Source organism: Pseudomonas sp. yb_9 (assembly GCF_043103635.1).
Taxonomy (GTDB): Bacteria; Pseudomonadota; Gammaproteobacteria; order Pseudomonadales; family Pseudomonadaceae; genus Aquipseudomonas; species Aquipseudomonas monteilii.
In genome coordinates this window covers 149867-176049 of sequence record NZ_JBICKA010000067.1, presented here as the reverse complement: position 1 = coordinate 176049, position 26183 = coordinate 149867, and the positions used below count along the sequence as shown (strand labels likewise).

Annotated in this window: 21 protein-coding genes and 1 tRNA gene; 15 read left to right on the top strand and 7 right to left on the bottom strand. The window is 63.9% G+C overall.

The annotated features are described in order from the left end of the window. The first annotated feature begins 100 nt into the window (after nt 1-100). Nucleotides 101-177 (top strand) — tRNA-Asp (locus tag ACF8MI_RS19065). A gap of 199 nt (nt 178-376) precedes the next feature. Beyond that, nucleotides 377-1189: a DUF2242 domain-containing protein gene (locus ACF8MI_RS19060; protein ID WP_060498790.1), complete on the top strand. Its 813-nt coding sequence runs from the start codon at nt 377-379 to the stop codon at nt 1187-1189. 269 nt (nt 1190-1458) lie between these two features. Here ACF8MI_RS19060 and ACF8MI_RS19055 read toward each other — a convergent pair whose 3' ends face one another. Together ACF8MI_RS19055 and ACF8MI_RS19050 are read right to left on the bottom strand one after the other, a co-directional pair. Then, nucleotides 1459-2499: an AraC family transcriptional regulator gene (locus tag ACF8MI_RS19055; protein ID WP_104835285.1), complete on the bottom strand. Its 1041-nt coding sequence runs from the start codon at nt 2497-2499 to the stop codon at nt 1459-1461. A gap of 4 nt (nt 2500-2503) precedes the next feature. Further along, the gene (locus ACF8MI_RS19050) at nt 2504-3622 is read right to left on the bottom strand and encodes a carbon-nitrogen hydrolase family protein (protein ID WP_060498792.1); all 1119 of its coding nucleotides are present in this window, start codon (nt 3620-3622) and stop codon (nt 2504-2506) included. 191 nt (nt 3623-3813) lie between these two features. Between ACF8MI_RS19050 and ACF8MI_RS19045 the strand changes: the two genes are divergently transcribed. Beyond that, the gene (locus tag ACF8MI_RS19045) at nt 3814-5850 is read left to right on the top strand and encodes an NADPH-dependent 2,4-dienoyl-CoA reductase (RefSeq protein WP_200929187.1); all 2037 of its coding nucleotides are present in this window, start codon (nt 3814-3816) and stop codon (nt 5848-5850) included. A 51-nt stretch (nt 5851-5901) separates the two neighbouring features. Further along, a complete protein-coding gene (locus tag ACF8MI_RS19040) occupies nt 5902-6831 on the top strand; it encodes a 1-aminocyclopropane-1-carboxylate deaminase/D-cysteine desulfhydrase (RefSeq protein WP_104835284.1) in 930 nt (309 codons plus the stop codon). Here the strand turns inward: ACF8MI_RS19040 and ACF8MI_RS19035 are convergent. Together ACF8MI_RS19035 and ACF8MI_RS19030 are read right to left on the bottom strand one after the other, a co-directional pair. Beyond that, entirely contained in the window at nt 6783-7328 is a 546-nt protein-coding gene (locus ACF8MI_RS19035; RefSeq protein ID WP_200929188.1) for a cytochrome b, read from the bottom strand. The genes ACF8MI_RS19040 and ACF8MI_RS19035 overlap by 49 nt on opposite strands. A 204-nt stretch (nt 7329-7532) precedes the next feature. After that, the gene (locus tag ACF8MI_RS19030; RefSeq protein ID WP_200929189.1) at nt 7533-8465 is read right to left on the bottom strand and encodes a DUF1853 family protein; all 933 of its coding nucleotides are present in this window, start codon (nt 8463-8465) and stop codon (nt 7533-7535) included. Between the two features lie 88 nt (nt 8466-8553). Between ACF8MI_RS19030 and ACF8MI_RS19025 the strand changes: the two genes are divergently transcribed. The 11 genes from ACF8MI_RS19025 (at nt 8554) to ACF8MI_RS18975 (ending at nt 20554) form a co-directional block, all read left to right on the top strand. Then, entirely contained in the window at nt 8554-9444 is an 891-nt protein-coding gene (locus ACF8MI_RS19025) for an NAD(+) kinase (protein WP_060498797.1), read from the top strand. After that, entirely contained in the window at nt 9444-10415 is a 972-nt protein-coding gene (locus tag ACF8MI_RS19020; RefSeq protein WP_060498798.1) for a metallophosphoesterase, read from the top strand. The genes ACF8MI_RS19025 and ACF8MI_RS19020 overlap by 1 nt, the downstream gene beginning before the upstream one ends. Then, a complete protein-coding gene (locus ACF8MI_RS19015; RefSeq protein WP_060498799.1) occupies nt 10412-11314 on the top strand; it encodes a rhomboid family intramembrane serine protease in 903 nt (300 codons plus the stop codon). Before ACF8MI_RS19020 ends, ACF8MI_RS19015 begins: the two co-directional genes overlap by 4 nt. A gap of 13 nt (nt 11315-11327) precedes the next feature. Further along, nucleotides 11328-11588, top strand: a complete 261-nt coding sequence (locus ACF8MI_RS19010) for a YeaC family protein (RefSeq protein WP_016714809.1) — start codon at nt 11328-11330, stop codon at nt 11586-11588. Further along, nucleotides 11585-12415 (top strand): DUF2797 domain-containing protein, encoded by an 831-nt coding sequence (locus tag ACF8MI_RS19005; RefSeq protein ID WP_104835283.1) that lies wholly within the window; start codon nt 11585-11587, stop codon nt 12413-12415. Before ACF8MI_RS19010 ends, ACF8MI_RS19005 begins: the two co-directional genes overlap by 4 nt. Before the next feature lie 12 nt (nt 12416-12427). Beyond that, entirely contained in the window at nt 12428-15085 is a 2658-nt protein-coding gene (gene pepN / locus ACF8MI_RS19000) for an aminopeptidase N (RefSeq protein WP_104835282.1), read from the top strand. A 193-nt stretch (nt 15086-15278) separates the two neighbouring features. Next, the gene (locus tag ACF8MI_RS18995) at nt 15279-16307 is read left to right on the top strand and encodes a YCF48-related protein (RefSeq protein WP_060498802.1); all 1029 of its coding nucleotides are present in this window, start codon (nt 15279-15281) and stop codon (nt 16305-16307) included. 20 nt (nt 16308-16327) lie between these two features. Next, complete coding sequence (locus ACF8MI_RS18990; RefSeq protein ID WP_060498803.1) at nt 16328-18703, top strand: RND family transporter; 2376 nt, start codon at nt 16328-16330, stop codon at nt 18701-18703. 162 nt (nt 18704-18865) lie between these two features. Further along, on the top strand, nt 18866-19156 hold the full coding sequence (locus tag ACF8MI_RS18985) for a DUF5629 family protein (protein ID WP_016714876.1): 291 nt from the start codon (nt 18866-18868) through the stop codon (nt 19154-19156). Beyond that, nucleotides 19122-20252 carry a lactonase family protein gene (locus tag ACF8MI_RS18980; protein WP_104835279.1) on the top strand — a complete coding sequence of 377 codons (1131 nt, stop codon included), beginning with the start codon at nt 19122-19124 and terminating at the stop codon, nt 20250-20252. Before ACF8MI_RS18985 ends, ACF8MI_RS18980 begins: the two co-directional genes overlap by 35 nt. A gap of 122 nt (nt 20253-20374) precedes the next feature. Continuing rightward, nucleotides 20375-20554: a hypothetical protein gene (locus ACF8MI_RS18975; protein WP_104835278.1), complete on the top strand. Its 180-nt coding sequence runs from the start codon at nt 20375-20377 to the stop codon at nt 20552-20554. A gap of 133 nt (nt 20555-20687) precedes the next feature. Here ACF8MI_RS18975 and ACF8MI_RS18970 read toward each other — a convergent pair whose 3' ends face one another. Genes ACF8MI_RS18970 through ACF8MI_RS18960 form a run of 3 tightly spaced genes read right to left on the bottom strand, consistent with a single transcriptional unit; the run spans nt 20688 to nt 26157 of the window. Continuing rightward, complete coding sequence (locus tag ACF8MI_RS18970; protein WP_060498806.1) at nt 20688-21281, bottom strand: glutathione S-transferase; 594 nt, start codon at nt 21279-21281, stop codon at nt 20688-20690. Then, nucleotides 21278-24922: an AAA family ATPase gene (locus ACF8MI_RS18965; RefSeq protein WP_200929191.1), complete on the bottom strand. Its 3645-nt coding sequence runs from the start codon at nt 24920-24922 to the stop codon at nt 21278-21280. The genes ACF8MI_RS18970 and ACF8MI_RS18965 overlap by 4 nt, the downstream gene beginning before the upstream one ends. After that, a complete protein-coding gene (locus ACF8MI_RS18960) occupies nt 24919-26157 on the bottom strand; it encodes an exonuclease SbcCD subunit D C-terminal domain-containing protein (protein WP_060498808.1) in 1239 nt (412 codons plus the stop codon). Before ACF8MI_RS18960 ends, ACF8MI_RS18965 begins: the two co-directional genes overlap by 4 nt. Nucleotides 26158-26183 lie beyond the last annotated feature (26 nt).

The window sequence follows — 26183 nt, the reverse complement described above, 5'->3', positions numbered from 1 at the left end:
AGAGAAGCGATCATGTTATCGCTTTTTTTGTGCCTGCCCTGAGGCCAATGCGCCGGAAGGGTAGACCCAGGTTTCAATCGGGCGCAAGCCTGAACGATACGCAGCGGTAGTTCAGTCGGTTAGAATACCGGCCTGTCACGCCGGGGGTCGCGGGTTCGAGTCCCGTCCGCTGCGCCATCTTCGCCTCAAGGCCCCTTGAACGCCTTGAAGCACAAAAAAGCGACCTTTGGGTCGCTTTTTTCGTTTCTACGGGCAAGCATTCCCGGCCTTTACTCACATTTACACCAACCTGACAGGTTCTTCACCGACCAGTGGTTCCTGTGCCTGCCTGCTGTGTTGCACAATAGGCACCTTCTCGACATACCCGGAATTCGCAATGACCAGATCTTCCGTCTTTGGTGCGCTCGGGCTGGCCCTGGTGCTGGCGGGCGTGACCGGTTGTTCCTCGAAAAAGGCCGCCATCTACGAGCACGAGAACTTCGACGACTCGGGTACCTTCTCGCGCAGCTTCCCTGTAAGCGATGCCGGCTCTTGCGAGGCCGCGCGGCGTGCCTTGCTCAGCCAGGGGTATATCATCACCAGCAGTGGCGCCAACCAGGTGGTGGGCAACAAAAGCTTCCAGCAGAACAGCGAGAACCACCTGCAAATCAGCTTCAACGTTACCTGTGCACCGGATGTGAGCGACGAGCAGCGCTCGACCATGTTCGCTAACGCGCTGCAGGACCGTTATGCGCTGAAAAAATCCAACACCTCTGCCAGCCTGGGGGTGGGCGTGCTGGGTTCGGTGTCGATGCCGATTGGCTCGAGTGACGATTCAATGGTCAAAGTGGCCAGCGAGACGGTAACGGCCGCGCAGTTCTATGACCGCTACTTCGCCCTGGTGGAGAGTTACCTGCCCAAGCCGAAGAAGGTGAGCAAGGCCAAGGCCGAAGCGCCCAAGGTTGAAAAGCCGGCGGTTGACCTGGGGTTGCCAGAGCAGGCAGCGGCTAACCCTGTTGCCCCGACACCCGTACCGGCGGCTGAGGCTGTGCCCACGCCTGCGGCCGTTGCCCCGGCCAGTGAAGCGGTGGCAGCGCCAGCGGTGAATGACAGCCAGGGCTCGCAGCCGGTGGCACCGCCGGTAGAGGCTGCGCCGATTCAGGTGCAGCAGGATGCGCAGCCTGCCGAAGCGGCGTCACCCTCTCTTTAATGGGCACTTGTACCGGCGATAGGCCCGGTACAGGTTAGACACATCCCCTGTTACAGAAGCGCTGCGATAACTTCCTGAACACCTGCTACGTTTACCACTCATACGCTTGTCATCATTCCTTCATCCCACCTGCTTAGGTTGAAGGTGACAACGACGAAGACAAATGAGTAAAGAGGACGCAGGGCTATGGATGAATACCAGGAAGAACTACTCGAAACCCAGGCTTACGAACTGGACACCCCGGAACCGGCTGACGACGCCACCGAGCTTTAGCTCACCCGCCGCTGGCTGCGGCGGAACTCTCCCGGTGTAAGGCCCGTCCAGCGCTTGAACGCGCGCTGGAAGGCCTCGGCCGATGCAAACCCCAACAGATAGGCAATCTCGCCAAAGGCCAGCGCTGTATCGCGGATATAGGTCTCGGCCAGGTCGCGCCGTGTTTCATTGAGCAAGTCGCGAAAGCGTGTGCCTTCCTCGGCCAGCTTGCGGCGCAGTGTCCAGGTTGGCAACTGCAGGTGCAGCGCCACTTCTTCCAGGTCGGGCTCTCGGCCGCCATTGAGCAGCGGGCCCAGCAGGTGGGTGATGCGCTCACCCAGGCTGCGCACCCGCGTGCGCTGCAGCATTTCGGCCTCACACAGCTGCAACAGGTGCTGCCAAGTGCTCGGGCAATGCCTGGGGTTGGCCAGTTGCAGTGTGGCGCGGCTCAGGCGCAGGCGGTTGCCGTCGGCGGCGAACTGCACGGGTGTGCTGCAAAGCGGTTGGTAGCGCGCGGCATACGCGGGTGCGGCAAATTCGATGTCCAGGCGTTCGGCCTGCACCGGAGTGCCTGCAAGGTCGGCTAGCTGGGCTAGCCAACCCGCGAGCAGCGAGTCGACCACGAAGCGGTTGAAGGCGTTATAGGGGCTGATGGAGTAGAAGCGCAGCCAGGCGCCCTGGGCGTCTTCGTGAAAGCTGGAGTGGCCACGGTAGTTGGCCGCGTACAGCGGTTCGAAGTGCAGCAGGGTGCGCGCCGCCTCGCCAAGGGTAGGGGCCTGGGCGGCGGTGACCCCGGCCAGGCCGGCATGAGCCAGGCGGCTCAGGCGCCCCATGTGCAGGCCCAGGGCGGGCTCGCCGCACAGTTCGATGGCGGCGTGGCCAAGGTGCATGTAGCGGGGGATCGACAAGCGCGCGCCGGCTTCAGCCAGGCGCGGCCCATCCAGGCCATAGCGCAGCAGCAGCGGTTCGGGGGCGTGGCCAAGTTCGCGCAGGGCCTCGCTCAGCGGTTGAACAAAGCCAACCGACAGGTCGCCCAGGCGCACGCGGGGGCGGGCCATGGTGTTACAGCCACAGGTTCAGCAGGCGGGCACCCGGGCTTGGGGTGCCCACCAGCAACGCACCCGCCTGGTGGGCGAAGCCTTGGCCATCACTGCCTTGCTCCCAGAACTGCCCACGCATGAACACGCTCATGCTGCTGACACTGGCCCCGGCCGCCTCGGTCAGGCGTTGCCAGGCGGTCTGTTCGCTAACTTCGCCGCGCTGCAGGGGCAGTCCGGCGGTGGCGTGCTGGTGGCGGTTGCCACGCCATGGCGCTTCCCAGCTGCTCTTGCCGCTGAGAAACACCGGGTTGGCGACCAGTTGTACCGCTTGTTGTGCCAGTTGCCGATGGTTTTCCGGGTACCAGCTGTCACTGCCTATCAGGACACCCAGTCGCCCGGCAGGCGTTTGCACGACCTGCAACGGGTGCTTGCGCCCATTGTGGACGTAGCGGCGCATTTCGCTGTCAGGGAACTGCTGGTGTTGTGGCTCGCCCAGTAGCGAGCCATCGCCAGCAAACACCATGCTGCTATTGAACAGCGGGCCACTACCGGCGTGCAGCACGCCCTGTTTCACGTAAGGCGCAGGCAGCACGATGGAGCCGGCCACCAGGGTAACGCCGAATTCCTTGGCCAGGCCGCCGAACAACTGCTGATAGTCTGCGGCCATTTGCTCGGCCTTCATGCGCAGGTGCGCATCGGCGCGCCGGTCATCGCCGTCGGCGCCGAGCATGGCCAGGCCGTAGCGCAGCGGGTTGCTCAGCTCCAGCCATTGCAGGGCCTCGCGGCTCTGGGTCACCTGATACAGTTCGTTTTTCTCACCGCGCGCCCATAGCCAGGTGCCGATGTGCTCCGGCAGCACCACCACCGTGCGCGGGCTTATCAGTCCTTGTGCGCGAGCCTGCTCAAGGTAAGCCGCGAGCTTGCGGTGCAGGCGCTGCAGGTTCTGGTAGTCACCCGGGTACAGCAGCGGCTCGACGCCCAGCAGGTTGCCGTGTTCGCCTGGCACGCCGTGGTTCAGTGCCAGCTCGATGCGCAGGTCGGACAGGTAGTGGCCTTCCGGACGCTGTTGGGTCCAGAAGCCATAACCAAAGAGGGCGGCGATCATCACCAGCGCCAAGGCGCTTGCCAGGAGTTTTCGCATGAAGCAGGGCTGCGCCTTGGTTGCGAGGGTTCTCTAGGGTAGTCCCGCAGTATGCCAGGATCAATAACTTGTCAGTTTCGATCATTGAGCCAATTCAAACGGCTGTTTAATGTCGCTGACAGACAAACGACAGGCCCCGCTGACCGGTGAGGTGCCTGCATACCGTGATCACGACACCAGGGGACCTTTTCATGGCCGCCGACCGCTACCCGCACCTGCTTGCCCCGCTGGACCTGGGCTTCACCACCTTGCGCAACCGCACCCTGATGGGCTCGATGCACACCGGCCTCGAAGAGCGCCCCGGCGGTTTCGAGCGAATGGCGGCGTACTTTGCTGAGCGCGCCCGTGGTGGCGTTGGCCTGATGGTAACGGGTGGCATCGCGCCCAACGATGAAGGCGGGGTGTATTCCGGTGCGGCCAAGCTCAGCACCGAGGAGGAGGCCGACAAGCACCGTATCGTCACCGAAGCCGTACATGCCGCGGGTGGCAAGATCTGCCTGCAGATCCTGCATGCCGGGCGCTATGCCTACAGCCCACGGCAAGTGGCACCCAGTGCGATCCAGGCGCCGATCAACCCGTTCAAGCCCAAAGCGCTGGATGAGGCGGGCATCGAGAAGCAGATCGCTGACTTCGTCAACTGCGCGGTGCTGGCCCAGCGTGCCGGTTACGACGGCGTCGAGATCATGGGCTCGGAAGGCTACTTCATCAACCAGTTCCTTGCTGCCCATACCAACCACCGTACCGACCGTTGGGGCGGTAGTTATGAAAACCGTATGCGCCTGGCGGTGGACATCGTCAGCCGGGTGCGTGGTGCGGTAGGGCCGAACTTCATCATCATCTTCCGCCTGTCGATGCTCGACCTGGTGGAAGGTGGCAGCACCTGGGACGAGATCGAGCTATTGGCCAAGGCCATCGAGCAGGCTGGCGCGACCTTGATCAACACCGGCATCGGCTGGCACGAAGCGCGTATCCCGACCATCGCCACCAAAGTGCCGCGTGCAGCCTTCAGCAAGGTCACCGCCAAGCTGCGTGGCGCGGTGAGCATTCCGCTGATCACCACCAACCGTATCAATACCCCGGAGGTGGCCGAGGCCGTATTGGCCGAGGGCGATGCCGACATGGTCTCGATGGCCCGGCCATTCCTGGCCGACCCGGATTTCGTCAACAAGGCGGCAGCCGGGCGTGCCGACGAGATCAACACCTGCATCGGCTGCAACCAGGCCTGCCTGGACCACACCTTCGGTGGCAAGCTGACCAGTTGCCTGGTCAACCCCCGTGCTTGCCACGAAACCGAGCTCAATTACCTGCCTGTACGGGACGTGAAGCGCATTGCCGTGGTGGGGGCCGGCCCGGCGGGCCTGGCAGCGGCCACCGTGGCGGCTGAGCGTGGCCATTCGGTCACCCTGTTCGACGCTGCCAGCGAGATTGGCGGGCAGTTCAACGTCGCCAAGCGGGTGCCGGGCAAGGAGGAGTTCGTTGAAACCCTGCGCTACTTCCGCAACAAGGTGAAAAGCACGGGCGTGGACTTGCGCCTGAATACCCGTGTCGATGTACAGGCGCTGGTGAGTGGCGGCTACGATGACATCATCCTGGCCACCGGTATTGCCCCACGTATCCCGGCCATTCCCGGTGTCGAACATGCCAAGGTGCTCAGCTATCTTGACGTACTGCTTGAGCGCAAGCCGGTGGGCCAATCGGTTGCGGTGATTGGCGCGGGTGGCATCGGCTTCGATGTGTCCGAGTACCTGGTGCATCAGGGCGTGGCCACCAGCCAGGACCGTGAGGCGTTCTGGAAAGAATGGGGCATCGATACCCACCTGGAAGCACGCGGTGGCGTGGCGGGAGTCAAGGCCGAGCCGCATGCCCCGGCGCGGCAGGTGTACCTGTTGCAGCGCAAGAAGTCCAAGGTGGGTGATGGCCTGGGCAAGACCACCGGCTGGATTCACCGCACCGGGCTGAAGAACAAGCAGGTGCAGATGCTGAACAGTGTCGAGTACCTGGGTATCGACGATGCCGGCCTGCACATTCGTGTGGCGGATGGCGAGCCGCAGGTGTTGCCGGTGGACAACGTGGTGATCTGTGCCGGGCAGGATCCGCTTCGCGAGTTGCAGGACGGGCTGGTGGCGGCGGGGCAGTCGGTGCACCTGATTGGTGGTGCGGATGTAGCGGCTGAGTTGGATGCCAAGCGGGCAATCAACCAGGGGTCGAGATTAGCGGCTGAACTCTGAAATTGCCGGGGCCGCACAGCGGCCCCAGGATTTCACTGATAAACTCGCACGATGCTTTTAGACCTCCCCCAAGCCCCCCTACATCCTCTGAGCCTGCCTTGGCTGCAACAAGCCAATGTCGAAGCCGCCATCCTGCGCCTGGACCTGATCGACCCACTGATCAGCGGCAACAAGTGGTTCAAGCTGCGCCATCACCTGCAGCAAGCGCGAACCAGCAAAGCCCCGGGTCTTATCAGCCTGGGTGGCAACCATTCCAATCACCTGCACGCCCTGGCCGCCGCCGGCAAGCGCTTCGGCTTCGCCACCGCCGGCCTGCTACGGGGGCACGCCCAGGACACACCCACTGTGCGTGACCTTCAGGCATTGGGCATGGAACTGCACTGGCTGGGCTATGGTGGCTACCGCGCGCGCAACGAACCAGACTTCTGGACCCCGTGGCAGGCCCGCTATCCCGGCTGGCACTGCATCCCGGAAGGCGGCGGCGGGCTGGCCGGCGCACAAGGATGTGCCCTGATCATGGAGCAGGCGCGCTCACAAATCGCGCTACTTGGCTGGTCGGATTACGACGCCTGGTGGCTGGCCGCTGGCACCGGTACCACGTTGGCCGGCCTGGTACTGGCCGAGGGGGGCGCGCATGCCGTACATGGCGCATTGGCCGTACCCCGGGACCACGGTGTACCCGCGACAATGGCAGCCTTGGCCGGCGGCCACGGCTACCAGCTTCACGACGCCTGCCGTGGCGGCTTCGGCACGTTCGACGATGACCTGCTGGCCTTTATCGCCGAGTGCGAGCAATGCAGCGGCGTACCGTTCGAAGCCCTGTACACCGGCAAGGCCCTGCTGGCCTTGCGTGAGCAGGTCAGGGCTGGGCTGTTCGCGCCCGGCACCCGCCTGATCGTCGTGCACACCGGTGGCCTGCAGGGCCGGCGCGGTTACTTGTACGGCAGCATGCGCAGCAGCGTGTTGTCCCGCTGCACATAGTGGTGGTACAGCCCGGCCAGCGCGTGCAGGCCGATCAGCCAGTAACCCCAGCTGCCAACCCGTTCATGCCAGCCCTTGATGAACTTGGCCTGGTCCGGGTCCGGGCCGATCAGGTGTGGCAGTTCCAGGCCGAAGAACGGTACCGGTTTGTCGGCGGCGCTGAGGATCAGCCAGCCGGCCAGCGGCAGGCCGATCATCAGCAAGTACAGCGCCAGGTGCATCAGGTGCGCAAGTCCGGTTTGCCAGGCCGGCGGCTTGGGTACGATCGGCGGGGTCGGGCGGCTCAGGCGCACGGCCAGGCGCAGCCAGACCAGCACGAACACGCTGAGCCCGAGCATGAAGTGCAGGTCTTTCATTAGGTTGCGTTCAACGCTGTCTTTAGGGAACAGGCCGCGCAGTTCGATAAGGGCGTAGACAGCGGCCAGCAGCACCAGCATCAGCCAATGCAGGGCGATGGACAGGCGAGTGTAGTGGGTCGCGGGGGTGGATGAAACCATGATCGGTCCTCGTCATCAGGTCGGAATGGCGCTCTTGCTGGCGCTCAGGTATCACTTTAATGGCTACCGGGAACAAATCTTTGCGCTAGGTCTGTGAAAATTGTGTTGCCTGTGCCGGCCCTTCACAGGTACTGCGCAGATTTCAAAGGCTGTGCAGTACCTGTGGGCGCGGGCTTGCCCGCGAAGAGGCCGGAACAGGCGACTTTAATCTTCGGGTGAAAATGGCCAACTTTCAGCCACCAGAAACACCCGCTCCATTTCCTGCCAGGCGCCATCTGCATCAGGCTCCAACCTCACCAGCAACTGCGCCGGAGCCTGGCGCTCCAGCACATGCAACCACGCGGCAAACTGCTCCACCGCCCAGCACTCACCTACCTCGACCCGCGCCGGTGCCAACCAGGCATGCCGCTGCAATGGTTGCCAATACTCACCCTCACCCATGACCCAGTCCCGCCTCCGTACCCAGCGCCCACGCAAGTGTTGCGGGTTGGCGCCCGTCGGTGGCTCGGCATGCCCCGGCCATGGGTAGAACAGATAGCCTCCCAGCCAAATATGGGCCTGCACCTGGCCAACCCCCAACCCGGTCAACAGCTCGCGGCTGTGCGCTCCGTTCGACATGGGCAGCTGATGCCCCGCCAGGTGCGCAAGCTTGCTCCCCAGCCGGTCATGGCACCCAGGCCCCAGCCAGGCATGCGGGTCGTGCCCGGCGCCTTCCGGCCCCAGGTACAGCTTGATCGCCAGTTCCAGGTGGTGCACGCCGTCACGGTCGCGCAACACCATATCCAGTTCACCCAGCGTGCGCCCGGCATCTCGGACCGCCAGGTTGGCTGCCAGCAGCTCGATGCCCGGCGCCTGGGCCAGGGCGAATTGCCACAGGCGTTCGTAGTAATGCCCCAGCCGCCGGCTGCTCAGCTTCGCCAGCCAGTCTTGCAATGGCCGGTCATCTTCATCCAGCGCGCGCAACCATTGTTCAAGGTGCTGCGGCTGCTGCGCCCACAGGCTGCCCGCCAGCGGGTGGCGCTGGGGGCAGGGCGGGGCGCTGAGCAGGGGCGGCGACAGCATGGCCCAGGCCAGGTCGCGCACGGCAGGGCGGCGCAATTGCCGGGGCAGGTCGTGGAGCAGGGCGAATGGCATCATCCAGCGAGCATAGCCGGTTTGCCGCTACCCGGTGGTTTCGCCCATAATCGGCCCATCGTCACCCGCCGCAGAGCCTCGCAGGAGCCCCATGGAGCAATTTCGCAATATCGGTATCATCGGTCGCCTTGGCAGCTCGCAGGTGCTCGACACCATTCGCCGACTGAAAAAATTCCTCCTCGAGCGCCACCTGCACGTGATCCTCGAGGACACCATCGCCGAAGTGCTGCCCGGCCATGGCCTGCAAACCTCCACCCGCAAGCTGCTGGGCGAAGTCTGCGATCTGGTCATCGTGGTCGGCGGCGACGGCAGCCTGCTGGGCGCTGCCCGCGCCCTGGCCCGTCACAACATTCCGGTGCTGGGCATCAACCGTGGCAACCTGGGCTTTCTCACCGACATCCGCCCCGACGAACTGGAAGACAAAGTCGCCGAGGTGCTCGACGGCCACTACCTGGTGGAAAACCGCTTCCTGCTGCAGGCCGAAGTGCGCCGCCACCACGAAGCCATTGGCCAGGGCGATGCGCTGAACGACGTGGTGCTGCACCCGGGCAAGTCCACGCGCATGATCGAGTTCGAGATCTACATCGACGGTCAGTTCGTCTGCAGCCAGAAGGCCGACGGCCTGATCGTCGCCACCCCCACCGGCTCCACCGCCTATGCGCTGTCGGCCGGCGGCCCGATTATGCACCCCAAGCTCGATGCCATCGTCATCGTGCCGATGTACCCGCACACCCTATCGGGCCGGCCGATCGTGGTCGATGGCAACAGCGAGCTGAAGATCGTGGTGTCGAAGGACCTGCAGATCTACCCACAAGTGTCCTGTGACGGCCAGAACCACTTCACCTGCGCCCCCGGCGACACCATCACGGTCAGCAAGAAGCCGCAGAAGCTGCGCCTGATCCACCCGCTGGACCACAACTACTACGAGGTCTGCCGCACCAAGCTCGGTTGGGGCAGCCGCCTGGGGAGCAGGGACGACTGATGTTCGATCCGGCGCGAAGTTTCGACATCATCGGTGACGTGCACGGTTGTGCGCTGACCCTTGAACGCCTGCTCGACGCCCTCGGTTACAAGCGCGTGGCCGGCGTGTGGCGCCACCCGCGGCGCATGGCGCTGTTCCTGGGCGATATCGTCGACCGTGGGCCACGCATCCGCGAGGCGCTGCATATCGTCCACGACATGGTCGAGGCCGGCCAGGCGTTGTGCATCATGGGCAACCACGAGTACAACGCCCTGGGCTGGGTGACCCCGGCGCTGCCCGGCAGCGGCAAGGCTTATGTACGCGAGCACACGCCACGCCACGCACGGCTGATCGACGAAACCCTCACCCAGTTCGCCCACCACCCCGGCGACTGGCACGACTTCGTCAACTGGTTCTACGCGCTTCCACTGTTCGTCGATGCCGGGCGCTTCCGCCTGGTGCATGCCTGCTGGGACCCGCGACTGATCGAGCCGTTGCACCAGCAGTACCCCGACGGGCGCATCGATGAACACTTCATCCAGGCCTCGGCGGTGAGCAACAGCTTTGCCGCTACCGTGTGCAACCGCCTGCTGCGCGGCACCGACATGCGCCTGCCGGACGGCCTGACCCTGACGGGCGGCGATGGCCTGACCCGCGCCTTCTTCCGCACCAAGTTCTGGGAGGAAGACCCGCAAACCTACGGTGACATCGTGTTCCAGCCCGATGCCCTGCCCGAAGAGGTGGCCAGCACCCCGCTCAGCCACAGTCAGAAGAACGCCTTGTTGCGCTACGACGAAGACGAGCCCCTGCTGTTCGTCGGCCACTACTGGCGCAGCGGCCGCCCGGCGCCAATCCGCGCCAACCTGGCCTGCCTGGACTACAGCGCTGTGCTCTACGGCAAGCTGGTCGCCTACCGGCTGGATGATGAAACCCGCATCGACCCGCACAAGTTCGTCTGGGTCGACGTCGACCGCCCACAGGCCAACCAATGAACATTATCGAAGTGATGCGCCTGCCGCTGTCGGTCGACCTCAGCGGCTTCGTCCACCTGTTGCAGCGCCTGCAGGTGCCGCATCGGGTGAGCGAGGAGGGTGATGCCCAGGTGCTCTGGGCCCCCGACACCCTCGCCGAAGACGTGCTGCAACTCTACCAGCGCTACCCGGATGGCAACGCCGACATCCAGGCAGCAGAGGAACCTGTGGGAGCGGGCTTGTCGGGGCGCCGAACCGCCGCGAATGCCCCACCACAGCCCTCCCTGACGGAACAGGCCAAAGCTTGCAAAGTCACGACGATCACCTTGCTGCTGTGCTTCATCGTCGCCGGCCTGACCAGCCTGGGCGACAACTTCACGACCATCAGCTGGTTCACCTTCCTCGACTTCCGCGTTCAGGGCGATTACCTGTACTTCAGCCCGCTGGCGCAAACCCTGGACGCAGGCCAGTGGTGGCGCCTGGTCTCGCCCATGCTGCTGCACTTCGGCGTGCTGCACCTGGCCATGAACAGCCTGTGGTACTGGGAGCTGGGCAAACGCATCGAACTGCGCCAGGGCCCGTGGATGTTGCTGGGCCTGACCCTGCTGTTCAGCCTGGTGTCCAACCTGGCCCAGCACTACACCAGCGGGCCGAGCCTGTTCGGCGGCCTGTCCGGCGTGCTGTATGGCCTGCTCGGGCATGTGTGGCTGTTCCAGTGGCTGGCGCCAAACCGTTACTTCAACCTACCCAAGGGCGTGCTGGTGATGATGCTGATCTGGCTGGTGGTATGCCTTACCGGCGTGGTCGGCACCCTTGGCCTTGGCCAGATCGCCAACGCCGCCCACGTGGGCGGGCTGCTCATCGGATGCCTGACCGGGCTCTTGGGTGGGGCGCTGGCCCGGCGTAAACTGTCGGCTTGAATCAGGAGACACTATGTCCACTTTCGCGCAAATGATCGAAAACATTACCCCGGAAATCTACGAAAGCCTGAAACTGGCCGTGGAAATCGGCAAATGGTCGGATGGCCGCAAGCTCACTGCCGAGCAGAAAGAGCTGTCGCTGCAGGCCGTTATCGCCTGGGAGATCAAGAACCTGCCTGAAGACCAGCGCACCGGCTACATGGGCCCGCAGGAGTGTGCGTCCAAGTCCGCGCCGATCCCCAACATTCTGTTCAAGTCGGACTCGGTACATTGATCGAACTCGCTCGTGGCTCGTTGAGCAAAATGGCGGTAAGCCTGCAGGCACCGGTGGTGCAATACAGCTTCCGCCTGGATGACACGCAGGTGGCGGTCAACCCGTTGATCGGCCAGCGCCTGCGCCTGGAATACCTCGGCGCCATTCATTGCAGCCATTGCGGCAAGCGCACCAAGACCAGCTTCAGCCAGGGTTACTGCTACCCGTGCATGACCAAGCTGGCCCAGTGTGACGTGTGCATCATGGCCCCGGAAAAATGCCACTACGACGCCGGCACCTGCCGCGAACCGTCCTGGGGCGAACAGTTCTGCATGACCGACCACGTGGTCTACCTGGCCAACTCGTCGGGGATCAAGGTCGGCATCACCCGTGCCACCCAGTTGCCCACCCGCTGGCTCGACCAGGGTGCCAGCCAGGCCCTGCCGATCATGCGCGTGGCCACCCGCCAGCAATCCGGCCTGGTCGAAGACGTGCTGCGCAGCCAGGTGCCGGACCGCACCAACTGGCGTGCGCTGCTCAAGGGCGATGCCGAAGTGCTCGACCTGCCGGCCATTCGGGACCAGATTTTCGATGCCTGTGCCGACGGTTTGAGTGAGCTGCAAGCGCGTTTCGGCTTGCAGGCGATTCAGTCGCTACCCGACGCCGAAGTGGTGCAGATGAACTACCCGGTCGAGGCCTACCCGAAAAAGATCGTCAGCTTCAACCTCGACAAAGACCCGGTGGCCGAAGGCACGCTGCTGGGCATCAAGGGCCAGTACCTGATCTTCGATACCGGTGTGATCAATATTCGCAAGTACACGGCCTACCAGCTGGCCGTGCTCCAGTAAAAGGACCTCTACATGCGTACCGAACAACCGCAAGTGATCTACCTGAAGGATTACCAGGCGCCCGAGTACCTGATCGACGAGACGCACCTGACCTTCGAGCTGTTCGAGGACCACACCCTGGTTCACGCGCAACTGGTGATGCGCCGCAACCCGGCGCGTGGTGCCGGGCTGCCGCCACTGGTGCTTGATGGCCAGCAACTGGAGTTGCTGCGCGCTTCGCTGGATGACCAGGAACTGCACGCGGCTGACTATCAGCTGGACGTCGACAGCCTGACCGTGCACCCCAAGGCCGAGCGCTTCACCCTCGACACCACGGTGAAGATCCACCCCGAAAGCAACACCGCGCTGGAAGGCCTGTACAAGTCGGGCAAGATGTTCTGCACCCAGTGCGAGGCCGAGGGCTTCCGCAAGATCACCTACTACCTCGACCGCCCGGACGTCATGAGCACCTTCACCACCACGGTGATCGCCGAGCAGCATCGTTACCCGGTGCTGTTGTCCAACGGTAACCCGATCGGCAGCGGGCCGGCAGAAGATGGCCGCCACTGGGCGACCTGGGAAGACCCGTTCATGAAGCCTGCCTACCTGTTCGCGCTGGTAGCCGGTGACCTGTGGTGCGTCGAGGACACCTTCACCCGCCAGTCTGGCCGGGACGTGACCCTGCGCATCTACGTCGAGCCCGAGAACATCGACAAGTGCGACCACGCCATGGTCAGCCTGAAAAAGTCCATGCGCTGGGACGAAGAAGTCTATGGCCGCGAGTACGACCTGGACATCTTCATGATTGTTGCGGTCAACGACTTCAACATGGGCGCCATGGAAAACAAGGGCCTGAACATCTTCAACTCCAGCTGTGTGCTGGCCCGTGCCGAAACCGCCACCGATGCCGCGCACCAGCGCGTCGAAGGCGTGGTCGCCCACGAGTACTTCCACAACTGGTCGGGCAACCGCGTCACCTGCCGTGACTGGTTCCAGCTGTCGCTCAAAGAAGGCTTCACGGTGTTCCGCGATGCCGAGTTCAGTGCCGACATGAACTCGCGCACGGTCAAGCGTATCGAAGACGTCGCCTACCTGCGTACCCACCAGTTCGCCGAAGACGCCGGTCCCATGGCCCACCCGGTGCGCCCGGACAGCTTCATCGAAATCTCCAACTTCTACACCCTGACCGTGTACGAGAAGGGCGCCGAAGTCGTGCGCATGGTCCGCACCCTGCTGGGCGCCGAAGGTTTCCGCAAGGGCAGCGACCTGTACTTCGAACGCCATGATGGCCAGGCGGTGACCACCGACGACTTCATCAAGGCCATGGAAGACGCCAATGGTGTCGACTTCACCCAGTTCAAGCGTTGGTACAGCCAGGCCGGCACTCCTCGCCTGGAGGTCAGTGAAGCCTATGACGCTGCTGCGCAGACCTACAGCCTGACCTTCCGCCAGAGCTGCCCGCAAACCCCGGACAAGGCCGAAAAACTGCCGTTCGTGATCCCGGTGGAGCTGGGCCTGTTGGACGCCGAAGGCAATGACCTGCCGCTGCGCCTTGTCGGTGAAGCGGCTGCTGGCGGTACCAGCCGTGTGCTGTCGGTGATCGAGGCCGAGCAAACCTTCACCTTCCAGGGCATTCCGGCCAAGCCGCTGCCCTCGCTGCTGCGTGGCTTCAGCGCCCCGGTGAAGCTGAGCTTCCCGTATGACCGCGACCAGTTGATGTTCCTGATGCAGCACGACAGCGACGGCTTCAACCGCTGGGAGGCGGGCCAGCAGCTGTCGGTGCAGGTGCTGCAAGAGCTGATTGGCCAGCACCAGCGTGGTGAAGCGCTCAAGCTCGACCAGCGACTGATCACCGCCCTGGGCACCGTGTTGGGCAACGAAGCGCTGGACCCGGCCATGGTGGCCGAAATGCTTTCGCTGCCGGGTGAGGCGTACCTTACCGAGATCAGCCAGGTCGCCGACGTGGACGCCATCCACGCTGCCCGCGAGTTCGCCCGCCAGCAGATCGCCGATCAGCTGTTCGACGCCCTGTGGGCGCGTTACCAGGCCAACCGTGAAGTATCGCGCAGCACCGCTTACGTGGCCTCTGCCGAACACTTTGCACGCCGCAGCCTGCAGAACATCGCCCTGTCGTACCTGATGCAGAGTGGCAAGCCGCAAGTGCTGGAAGCGACCCTGGAGCAGTTCGACCAGTGCGACAACATGACCGAGCGCCTGACGGCGTTGGCGGTGCTGGTCAACTCACCGTTCGAGGCCGAACGCGCCAAGGCGCTGGACACCTTCGCCGAGCACTTCAAGGACAACCCGCTGGTCATGGACCAGTGGTTCAGCGTGCAGGCGGCCAGCGCGCTGCCGGGCGGGCTGGCGCGGGTCAAGGCGCTGATGCAGCACCCGGCGTTCACCCTGAAGAACCCAAATAAGGTCCGTGCGCTGGTGGGTGCCTTTGCCGGGCAGAACCTGGTCAACTTCCATGCGGCGGATGGCTCGGGGTATCGCTTCCTGGCGGACCTGGTGATCGAGCTGAATGCACTGAACCCGCAGATTGCTTCGCGGCAACTGGCACCGCTGACCCGCTGGTGCAAGTATGACGCTGCGCGTCAGGCCCTGATGAAGGGTGAGCTAGAGCGGATTCTGGCTTCCGGTGAGCTGTCCAGTGATGTGTATGAAGTGGTGAGCAAGAGCCTGGCGTAAGCCTGGTTGATCCTGGGGCCGCACAGCGGCCCCAGCTGTTCAAAGCCGACAACAAAACATAACACCCCGCCCGTTGTAATCCCGCAAACATCCCCGCTACGATCCCCTCAAGCTATTGCAGGCCTCTAGATCAGGCTTTTCGCAGTGCCTGCAGTGCATTGACCCACCAAGAAGAACACAACAGGGGGCAGTCATGAGGGAACAGCTACAGGCGCCAGCCAGGCGCGGTGCCTGGCCATGGGCAGCCAGCGCAGTGCTGGCACTGGCATTGGGGGTGTGGGCCGACAGCGTCCAGGCCGCCGCCGCCGACGAATACTCCACCGAATCTGCCAAGGCTAGCCAAAGCCTGTTGATCGGCGCCACCCATGCCGGCAAACGCCTGGTGGTGGTGGGCGATCGGGGTCACATCCTGTTCTCCGACGACCAGGGCAGCACCTGGACCCAGGCCCGCGTGCCCACCCGGCAACTGCTCACCGCCGTGTTCTTCCTCGACGACAAACGCGGCTGGGCCGTCGGCCACGATTCGCAAATCCTCGCCAGCAGCGACGGCGGGGCCACCTGGAACAAGCAGTTTGAAGACCTCGCCCGCGAAGCGCCCTTGCTCGATATCGCTTTCCTCGACGCCCGGCACGGCTTTGCCGTGGGGGCCTACGGCGCCTTGCTGGAAACCACCGACGGCGGACAGCACTGGCAGGACGTGGCCGAGCGCCTGGACAACCCCGACCAGCTTCACCTGAACGGCATTACCCGAGTGCGTGATGCCGGCCTGTTCATCGTGGGCGAGCAGGGCGGCATGTTCCGCTCCGCTGACTACGGCCAGACCTGGGCCAAGGTCGAAGGCCCGTACGAGGGCTCGCTGTTCGGCGTGATTGGCACCGCTCAGCCGCACACCCTGCTGGCCTACGGCCTGCGCGGCAACCTGTTCCGTTCCACCGATTTTGGTGACAGCTGGCAGCCGATCGAACTCAAGGCCGCGCGCGGCAACCTCGAATTCGGCCTGGCAAGCGCTACGCTTCTCGATGATGGCACCTTGGTGCTGGTCGGCAACGGCGGCAGCGTGCTGCGCAGCACCGATGGCGGCCAGACCTTCAGCGTGTACAACCGTGCCGACCGTATCGCCCTGGCCGGCGTCAGCGGCCTGGCCAACGGTGGCCTGCTGCTGGTAGGGCAGGGCGGTGTACACCTGGCGGATGCCCAAGGGGCCGAGGGGGCAAGCCGATGACCAGCAGGGAGAGCATTACCATGCACCCGCACCACCAGGACAAGGCCACGCTGCTTGAACGCTTGATCTTCAACCACCGCCCCGTGGTCATCGCCCTGTGCGTACTGGTGAGCATTTTCCTGTTCTGGCAGGCCACGCAGATTCGCCCCTCCACCAGCTTCGAGAAGATGATCCCGCTGCAGCACCCGTTCATCGAGCAGATGATGGAGCACCGCAACGACCTGGCCAACCTCGGCAACACCGTGCGCATCTCGGTCGAGGCAGTGAACGGCGACATCTTCGACAAGGACTACATGGAGACCCTGCGCCAGGTCCATGACGAGGTGTTCTACATCCCGGGTGTCGACCGTGCCGGGCTCAAATCGCTGTGGAGCCCCAGCGTGCGCTGGAGCGAGGTTACCGAAGAGGGCTTTTCCGGTGGCGAGGTGATCCCCAACACCTACAACGGTTCGCAGGACAGCCTCGACACCCTGCGCGACAACGTGCTCAAGTCCGGCCAGGTGGGGCGGCTGGTGGGCAACAACTTCAAGTCCAGCATCGTCGACGTGCCACTGCTGGAGAGCTACCCCGACCCGCAAGACCCGGGCAAGCAGGTGAAGCTGGACTACCAGCAGTTCTCGCACCTGCTGGAAGAAAAGATCCGTGACAAGTTCCAGGCCCAGAACCCCAACGTGAAGGTGCACATCGTCGGCTTCGCCAAGAAAGTTGGCGACCTGATCGACGGCCTGGTGATGGTGGCAATGTTCTTCGGCGTTGCTCTGGCGATCACTTGGGTGCTGTTGTACTGGTTCACCTGGTGCATCCGCAGCACCATCGCCGTGCTCATCACCACCCTGGTGGCAGTGGTGTGGCAGCTGGGGCTGATGCATGCGGTGGGCTTTGGCCTGGACCCGTACTCGATGCTGGTGCCGTTCCTGATTTTCGCCATCGGCATTTCCCACGGGGTGCAGAAGATCAATGGCATTGCCTTGCAGTCGAGCGACGCGGATAACGCCCTCACGGCGGCGCGTCGCACCTTCCGCCAGCTGTTCCTGCCGGGGATGATCGCCATCCTCGCCGACGCCGTAGGCTTCATCACCCTGCTGATCATCGACATTGGCGTGATCCGCGAGCTGGCCATCGGCGCCTCCATCGGCGTGGCGGTGATCGTGTTCACCAACCTGATCCTGCTGCCGGTGGCCATTTCCTACGTTGGCATCAGCAAGAAGGCCATCGAACGCAGCAAGAAGGACGCCACCCGCGAACACCCGTTCTGGCGTCTGCTGTCGAACTTTGCCAGTGCCAAGGTGGCGCCGGTGTCGGTGGTGCTGGCGCTGGTCGCCTTTGCCGGTGGCCTGTGGTACAGCCAGAACCTGAAAATCGGTGACCTCGACCAGGGCGCGCCAGAGCTTCGCCCCGATTCGCGCTACAACCAGGACAACAGCTTCATCATCAGCAACTATTCCACCAGCTCCGACGTGCTGGTGATCATGGTCAAGACCCCGCCGGAGCAGTGCTCGATCCACTCGACCATGGCACCGATCGACGAGCTGATGTGGACCATGCAGAACACCCCGGGCGTGCAGTCGGCGATTTCCCTGGTGACCGTGTCCAAGCAGGTGATCAAGGGCATGAACGAGGGCAGCCTGAAATGGGAGACCCTGTCGCGCAACCCGGACATCCTCAACAACTCCATTGCCCGTGCCGATGGCCTGTACAACGGCGACTGCTCGCTGGCGCCGGTGCTGGTGTTCCTCAACGACCACAAGGCCGAGACCCTGGAGCGGGTCACTGCCGTAGCAAAGGCGTTTGCCGACAGCCACAACAAGGAAGGCCTTCAGTTCCTGCTGGCGGCGGGTAACGCCGGGATTGAAGCGGCGACCAACGAAGTGATCAAGTCGGCCGAGCTGACCATCCTGATCCTGGTTTACATCTGTGTGGCGGTGATGTGCCTGATCACCTTCCGCTCGTTTGCCGCCACCCTGTGCATTGTGTTGCCCTTGGTGTTGACCTCGGTGCTGGGCAACGCGCTGATGGCCTACATGGGCATCGGGGTGAAAGTGGCGACCCTGCCGGTGGTGGCGCTGGGTGTGGGTATTGGCGTGGACTACGGCATCTACATCTACAGCCGCCTGGAAAGCTTCCTGCGTGCCGGGCTGCCGTTGCAGGAGGCCTATTACCAGACCCTGCGTTCGACCGGTAAAGCCGTGTTGTTCACCGGCTTGTGCCTGGCCATTGGCGTGTGCACCTGGATCTTCTCGGCGATCAAGTTCCAGGCGGACATGGGGCTGATGCTGACCTTCATGTTGCTGTGGAACATGTTTGGCGCGTTGTGGCTGCTGCCGGCGCTGGCGCGGTTCCTGATCAAGCCGGAGAAAATGGTGGGCAAGGAGGGTGGCTCGATTTTCGCCCATTGATTGAACGGGGCCGCTTTGCGGCCCATCGCAGGCAAGCCAGCTCCCACAGGGACTGCACAGGCCTTGAGGTCGATGCGATCCCTGTGGGAGCTGGCTTGCCTGCGATGGGCTGCAAAGCAGCCCCGGGGTTATAATGGCGCCACATCTCTCACAGGTACCCCCATGTCCCCCCTCGCCACCGCCCTGCAAACCTGCGACATGCTCCTGATCGATGGCCTGCACGCCTTCGACTTCACCGCCGACGAATCCGGCCTCACCGTCGAATGCATGGACGGCCGTCAGCTGCGCCGCTGGTCCTTCACTCCCGAGCAAGTCGCCGCCGCCATCGCGACGGGTGATGAATGGCAACTCAACGATGCCGATGGCGAGCATCGGCTAGTCTGTATGAGTGCCTTTCGTGCCCCGGACGACGACCAAGATGAACCGGATCTGGACGAGCCTGCTGACCGCTAGCCTGATGAGCCTGACTATTCACGCCCACGCCGCTACCTTGCTGGTGGGCAGTTACACCGATGGCGCCAGCCAGGGTATCTACCGCTACCAGTTCGACGACAAGCGCGGCCACATCGACCCCACGCCGCAGCAGGTGGTGAAAAGCGTCAGCCCCTCATGGCTGGTGCTGTCCGCCGATCAGCGCCTGCTGTTCGCGGTCAATGAAACCCCGGGTGGCCACGCTAGCAGTTTCACTGTCAGTGCCAAGGGCGAGATCAAACCGCTCAATCAGGTGGCCAGCAAAGGCGACGAGCCGACGCACGCCAGTATCAGCCGTGACCAGCGTTTCCTGTTTGTAGCCAACTATGCGGTCAACCCCGACCCGGGTGGCAGCCTGGTGGTAATCTCGGTGGCCAAGGACGGTAAGCTCAAGCAGGTTGTGCAGCAACTACGGCACAAGCCAAGTGGCGTCAACCCCGAACGCCAGGCAGGGGCCCATGTGCATTCGCTGGTGTTGTCGCCCAACGGCCAGCATCTGTATGCCAGCGACCTGGGCGCAGACAAGGTGTTCATCTACCGCTACGACGGTGCCAGCCCGGACCAGCCGTTGAGCCCAGCCATTCCGGCCTCGGTAGACCTGCCACCCGGCAGCGGGCCACGCCACCTGCTGTTCGACGCCAAGGGCCGGCATGCCTACCTGACGCTGGAAATGAGCGGTGAAGTGGTGATGTTCGACGTCAAGGACGATGCCCTACTCGAACGCCAGCGCCTGCCGCTGACCGAACAGCAAGAAGCTGCGGCCAAGGCGGCGGGCGGCCTGCACCTTTCGGCGGACGGTCGTTTCCTGTACGTCAGCAACCGCGGCACCGCCAACGAGATCGTGGTGTTCAGCGTAGGCAAGCAGGACGGTCAGCTGACCTTCCTGCAACGTCGTTCTGTGGAAGGCGATCACCCCAGGGAATTTGCCCTCGCTCCGAGTGACAACTTCCTGCTGGTGGCCAACCAGAAGAGCAACCAGATCGTGGTGATACGTCGCGATCCGCGCAGTGGCAAGCTGCTGGAGACGGTGCAGACGTTGAAACAGGATGCCCCATCGGACCTCAAGTTCATCGAGTGATATCGATCGGCGTGATAATCGATACTGCCGCAATGAATTTTTGCGTTCGGCCTCGGCGGCGTAAGTTTGACCCAAGGCCCAAACGGGCCACCGTCAAACCACCGCCGTCGAGGTCAGCCCAGATGAACTTCAATCTCTTCCCGGTCATTGCCGCATCCGCCATTTCCGCTTCGGTCGTACTGCCGGCCCATGCCCATGCCGACAGCAGCGGCAAGGCTGCTGTCACTCACAGCTACACCGAGCAGTACCTGCGCCAGAGCGCGAACTTCCATGCGGCCCTCAGCAGCAAGCAGTATCACTGATTCGGCCTATGTGAGGTCTCTGTGGGAGCGGGCTTGCCCGTGAATACCGGCAAAGCCGGTGCCATCCACCGCGGTGCCTGCTTCGCGGGCAAGCCCGCTCCCACAGCAACCCCATTTTCAGCCGATTGGTTGTTCAGCGAACCATGATTGCCTTGAACAACTCCGAAGCCAGCCACCCCTCCAGCCAGCTCCGCACCCGCGGATAAGCCGCCTCGGCGAACCACTGCGGTTCGACCCCGGCAAACTGGCGCATCAGGGGCAGCAACGCGGCATCGGCAAGGCTCGGGTGATCAGCCAACAGATAAGGCCGGCGTTCAAGCAAGCCTTCAAGCTCCGCCAGCCAGGCTTCGGCCTGCTGACGGTAATGCTCGCGGGAATGCTCCGGGTAACGTTCGGCATACTTGTACAGGTTTACCTGCGCCTTGAACGTGCTGTCGTTCCGCGCAATCAGCCCGTCAGCCACCTGCGCCGCCGCAGGGGCTGCCTGCAAGCGCCAGTCCTGCGGGTCGTTTTGTGCCAGCGCCCAGCGCATGATGTCCAGGCTCTCTTCGAGCACCCCGGCACCGGTATCCAGCACCGGCACCGTGCCCTTGGGCGACAAGGCCAGCAGCTCTGCCGGCTTGTTCTTCATCGCCACCTCGCAGATTTCTAACTCGCAGCCGGCATAGCGCAGGGCCAGGCGCGCACGCATGGCCCAAGGGCAGCGGCGGAACGAGTAGAGGATCACCCGCACACCTCCACGTCACTCAGGCCATTGCCCTGGCGACGCACCTGGATCTGTACCGGAATGCGCTCGTGCATTTCCTGCACATGGGAGATCACTGCCACCTTGCGGCCTTGGGCCTGCAGGCCGTCGAGCGCGTCCATCGCCAGTTGCAGCGACTCGGGGTCCAGGCTGCCGAAGCCTTCGTCGATGAACAGCGATTCGATGCGCAGGGTACTGGAGGCCATCGATGCCAGGCCCAAGGCCAGGGCCAGCGACACCAGGAAGGTTTCCCCGCCCGACAGCGAGTGTACCGAGCGCAGCTCATCGCCCATCTCGGTGTCCAGCACCAGCAGGCCGAGGGCGCTGCCGCCACGCTTGAGGCGGTAACGGCGGGCTAGCTGACGCAGCTGGGCGTTGGCGTGGTGCAGCAGCAAGTCGAGGTTGTAGCCTTGGGCAATCTTGCGGAACACATCGCCCGAGGCCGAACCGATCAACGCGTTCAGGCGAGCCCAGCGTTGCCACTGCTGATGAGCCTGTTCGATTTCGGCCGCCAGTGCCTGATGGGCCTGCTGGCGACGGTGGTCGTCGGCCTGCTGGGCGCGCAGTTCGGCGCACTGCTGTTCGTGGTTGGCCAGGCGTTCGCGCAGCGCGGTCAGGGCTTGCTCCAGAGCTTCGGCCGAAGTGTCCACGGTCATGTGCGCGGCGTGCTGTTGCAGGCGTTGCGCACGTTCCTGCAGCAGTACGCGGCCTTGTTCGATGGCCTTTTCCGCGCCTTGCAGGCGTTGGCGCAATTCATGGACGTGCGTGTCATCCATGGCCAGCAGGCGATCCAGCCCGTCGTCATCCAGCTCCGGGTGCTCGCTGCGCCACTGGCTGATCTGGCCCTGCAACTGCTGGCACTCGGTGTCCAGTGCCTGTTGCTGCTGGATGTTGGCTTTGAGTTCGCTGGCCAGCTGCACGCCCTGGGTGCGCAACGCTTGCAGGCGTTGGGCGGTGTCGGCGTCGAGGGCGCGGGCCTGTTCCAGCGTGGTGTCCATGTGCTGCTGCCAGGCTTCGGCACTGGTGTGTTCGCCAAGCAGTTCGCCGAGGCAGGCCTGGGCCTGCTGGCGTTGCTCGTCGAGGGCGGTCAGTGTCTGCAGCAACTGCTGCTGGCCTTGTATACGTGCCTGTTGCTGGTCGCGCAGCTTGTCCAGTTGGGCCTGACGGGCTTGCTGTTCCTCCAGTTCGTCCTTGCGTTGCTCCAGTTGTTGCAGGCGCTGGGCGATCTGTTGGTCCAGGGCAAGGAAGGCATTGGCCGGGTCGTCGCTCAAGGCCTTGACGGCTTCTTCGGGCAATACGCCGGCCAGGTCGCCGAGGCCTTGCTGCAGTTGCTGCTCGTCGTTGGCCAGAGCCTGGTGCTGTTGCTCCAGGTGGCGCTGGGCCTGCTGTTGCGCTTCGTGGGCGGCCTGCAGTTGCTGATTGAGGCGGGCTGCCTCTTTTTGCAGGGCGAGCAGGGCGCTCTGACGCTTCTCGTCCTTGCCGATTTCTTCGTCCAGGCGTCGCAACTGGCTGTCGAGCCAGGTGCTGCGGGCCTTGTCGTCCTGCGGGGCGAGAGCAGGCCACAGGCTATGTGCCTGCACCTCGGCTACTTGAGTCTGCAGTTGCTCGCCCAGTTGCAGTTGTTGCTGCTGATAGTCTTTGAGCTGGGCGTTGACCACACCCAACTGGGTGCGCAGCTCCACCAGTTTGCTGTTGAGGGTTTCCACCTGCTTCTGCGCGGCGGCCACCTCGGCCTGGTCGTGACGTCCCAGGCTTTGCAGCAGTGCTTCGGGTTGATGGAACGGGTGCTCGGCGCTGCCGCATACCGGGCAGGGTTCGCCATCGCGCAACTGGCCACGCAGTTCTTCAACGCTGGTATTGCGCGCCAGACGCTGGCGCTCCAGCAGCTGACGGGTAAGGTCAAGTGCCTGTCCGGCGGCTTCCAGCTTGGCCTTGGCGGCGGTGCCCTCGGTAATCAGCTGCTGGCGCTGCTGCATGGCTTGCTGTTGCCGCTCGCGCACGGCGTCCAGGTGCTGGCGCAGCTCCATTTCGCGGCCATGTAGGCGCGACAGCTGTTCAACGGCGCGATGCTGCTTGCGGTTGTCCTGCAGCATGCCGCCCAGCAGGTCGATCTGTTCCGCCAGGGCGTGCGGTTCGGCCTTGGCTTCGCGGAACAGCAGGTCGTAGGTGTCGCGTTCGGCCTGCAAGTGCGCATTGGCCTGGCTGGCCAAAGCTTGCAGGCCAGGCAGTTCCTCACGGCCCTTGGCCAGACGGCCGCCGATCAGCATCACCTGCTTCAGTTGCGGCAGGTAGGCATGCCAGGCATCGGCCAGGCCCGCCAGGTGCTGGCTGTCGGCGAGCGCGGTGTCGATCTGGGCCAGTTGCTGCACGCTGCGTTGCTGGTTGTGCTCCAGCTGCTGTAACTGTTGCTGGCCGTCGGCAACGTGCTGTGCGGCCTGTTCGCTGCTGCTGCGCTGCGCGGCCAGTTCCTGGTCCAGGCGGGCCAGGTTGTCCTGGGCGGCAAAGGCCTGGCGCAGGCGCGGGGCGTTTTCACCGTGCCGGGCCTGGTTGTCGGCCAGCGCTTGGCGGGCATTGTCCAGTGCCTGTTCAAGTTCACGGGTACGCCGTAGCAACTCAGTTTGTTGCTGTTGCTGTTCAGCGATCGTCGCTGCGACTGGCGCCAGTTGAGCGGTCAGCGTTTGCTGGCGATGGAACTGGTGACGCTGCGGCGCCAAACGCTCCAGGCGAACGAGGTCCAGGCGAGGTTCGGCCAGTTGCTGCCAGTCCTGCTCGGCGGCCTGCAGCGCGGTGCCGGCTTCGGTGTACTGGGCCTGCAGTTGGCGTTGTTCATTCAACCAGTTGCGCTGCTGCTCCAGCTGACGCTCGTCGGCCTGGTCGGCCTTGAACTGCTGCTGCGCTTGCACCAGGCGCTGGTCTAGCTCGGCGCGGGCTTCAGCGGCCATTGGCAGCAGGTGGCTGGCACGGTCCTTCAGGGCGTTGTGGGCTTCACCGGCTTCACGGGCCTTGCTGAAGGCGCGTTGGCCCAAGCGGGTGTAGATGGCGGTGTTGGTGAGCTTTTCCAGCAGTTCGCTGCGCTCTTTGTCGTCAGCCTTGAGGAAGGCCCCGAACTCGCTCTGGGCCAGCATCACGGCGCGGGTGAACTGCTCGAAGTTCAGTCCGAGGCGGGCTTCGATGAGTTGCTTGTACTCGTTCTTGGCGCTAGCCAGCACTTGCTCGCTGTCCAGGTCATAGAAACTCTGACGGCTCAGCTGAAGTTTGCCGTTGGCTTTGTCGCGGGCGCGGTTGGCTTCCCAGCGGGCGCGGTAGCGGCGGCCATCGATGCCGACGAAATCAACTTCGGCAAAGCCGCTGCCGGTGCCGCGGCGCAGCAGGTTGCGTGGGTCGGACGTGGGTATTTCGCCCTCGGCGTCCGGCACCTTGGCCTCGCGGCCGATGTCATTGAGCCGGGGCACGGTGCCGAACAGCGCCAGGCACAGGGCGTCGAGTAGGGTGCTTTTGCCGGCCCCGGTCGGCCCGGTGATGGCGAACAGGCCGGCACTGGCCAAGGGTTCTGCGGTGAAATCGATGTCTATCGGGCCGGCCAGCGATGCCAGGTTTTTCAGGCGGATGGCGAGAATCTTCATGGCTGCTCTTCTTCCTGCTGCACGTCCTGCAACAGCAGGGCAAAGTCGGCCAGGGCCTGTTCGTCGGCGGGGTTGCCGTAGGCCTGTTCCCAGGCGCGGCTGAACAGGTCTTGCGGGGTCATCTGGGCCAGTTCGACAAAGGCCAGGTCATCGTCTTCGGCGTGGGTACGGCCGGCGTATTCGGCGCTGATGCGGATCAGTCGCACGGCTTTGCCTTCCAGGGCGGTTTCGATCTGCTGGCGCAGGTCGGGTTGCGGCTCGTCCAGTATCACCCGCACTTCTAGCCAGGGCTGGCGGTTGGGGTCTTCGAGCAGGTCGACTACCGGCAGGTCAGCCAGTTGCTGCAGCAGTTCGCCCAACGGTGCCGGGCCAACCCGTTGCAGGGCCACGGCGCGCGGTACCGGGCGCGGCTCGACGCTGACCAGGCCGCTGCCGTCCAGCTCCACTTCCAGCACCTGGTGCGGGTAGTTGATTTCGGCAAACGACAGCGGGATCGGCGAGCCGCTGTAGCGGATACGTTCTTCGCGGTTGACCTTCTGCGGCTTGTGCAGGTGGCCCAGGGCAACGTAGCTGATGGCCTTGTCGAACAGCTTGGCCGGCAGCGCCTCGGCGTTGCCGATGATCAGGCTGCGCTCGGAGTCCTCCGACACCGCCCCACCGGCCATGTGCGCATGGCTGATGGCTATCAGCGCCTGGTCTTTCTTGCGTTTTTTTTGCGCGGCGGCGATCAGTTGCTGGTGTACCTGAGTAATGCCTTGCAGGTAGTCGTCACCCAGGTGCGGGCCAGTCACTTCGGCCGGGCGCAGGAAGGGCAGGGCCAGGCACCAGGCCGCGACCTTGCCACGGCCATTGGTCAGCGGAATCAACAGGCGCTCGGCATCCAGCTGGCCTTCGTCCAGCCAATGCACACGGCCCAGCGCATGGGTACGCAGGCGGCGCATCAAGGCGGCGGGCAACTCGATGCGCGAGCCCGAGTCGTGGTTGCCGGCGATCATCACGATATCCAGCTTGGGCTGCTGTTCGTGGGCTCGGACGATGAAGTCGTAGAGGCGTTCCTGGGCTTTGACCGGCGGGTTGACCGTGTCGAAGATATCGCCCGCGATCAGCAGCGCATCCGGCTGGCGCAGGCGCAGCTGGCCGAGCAACCAGTCGAGGAAGCAGGCGTGTTCGAAGTCGCGTTCCTGGCCGTGCAGGCTTTGGCCCAGGTGCCAGTCGGAGGTATGAAACAGACGCATGGATGACCTGTGGGTGTCGAGTCGGG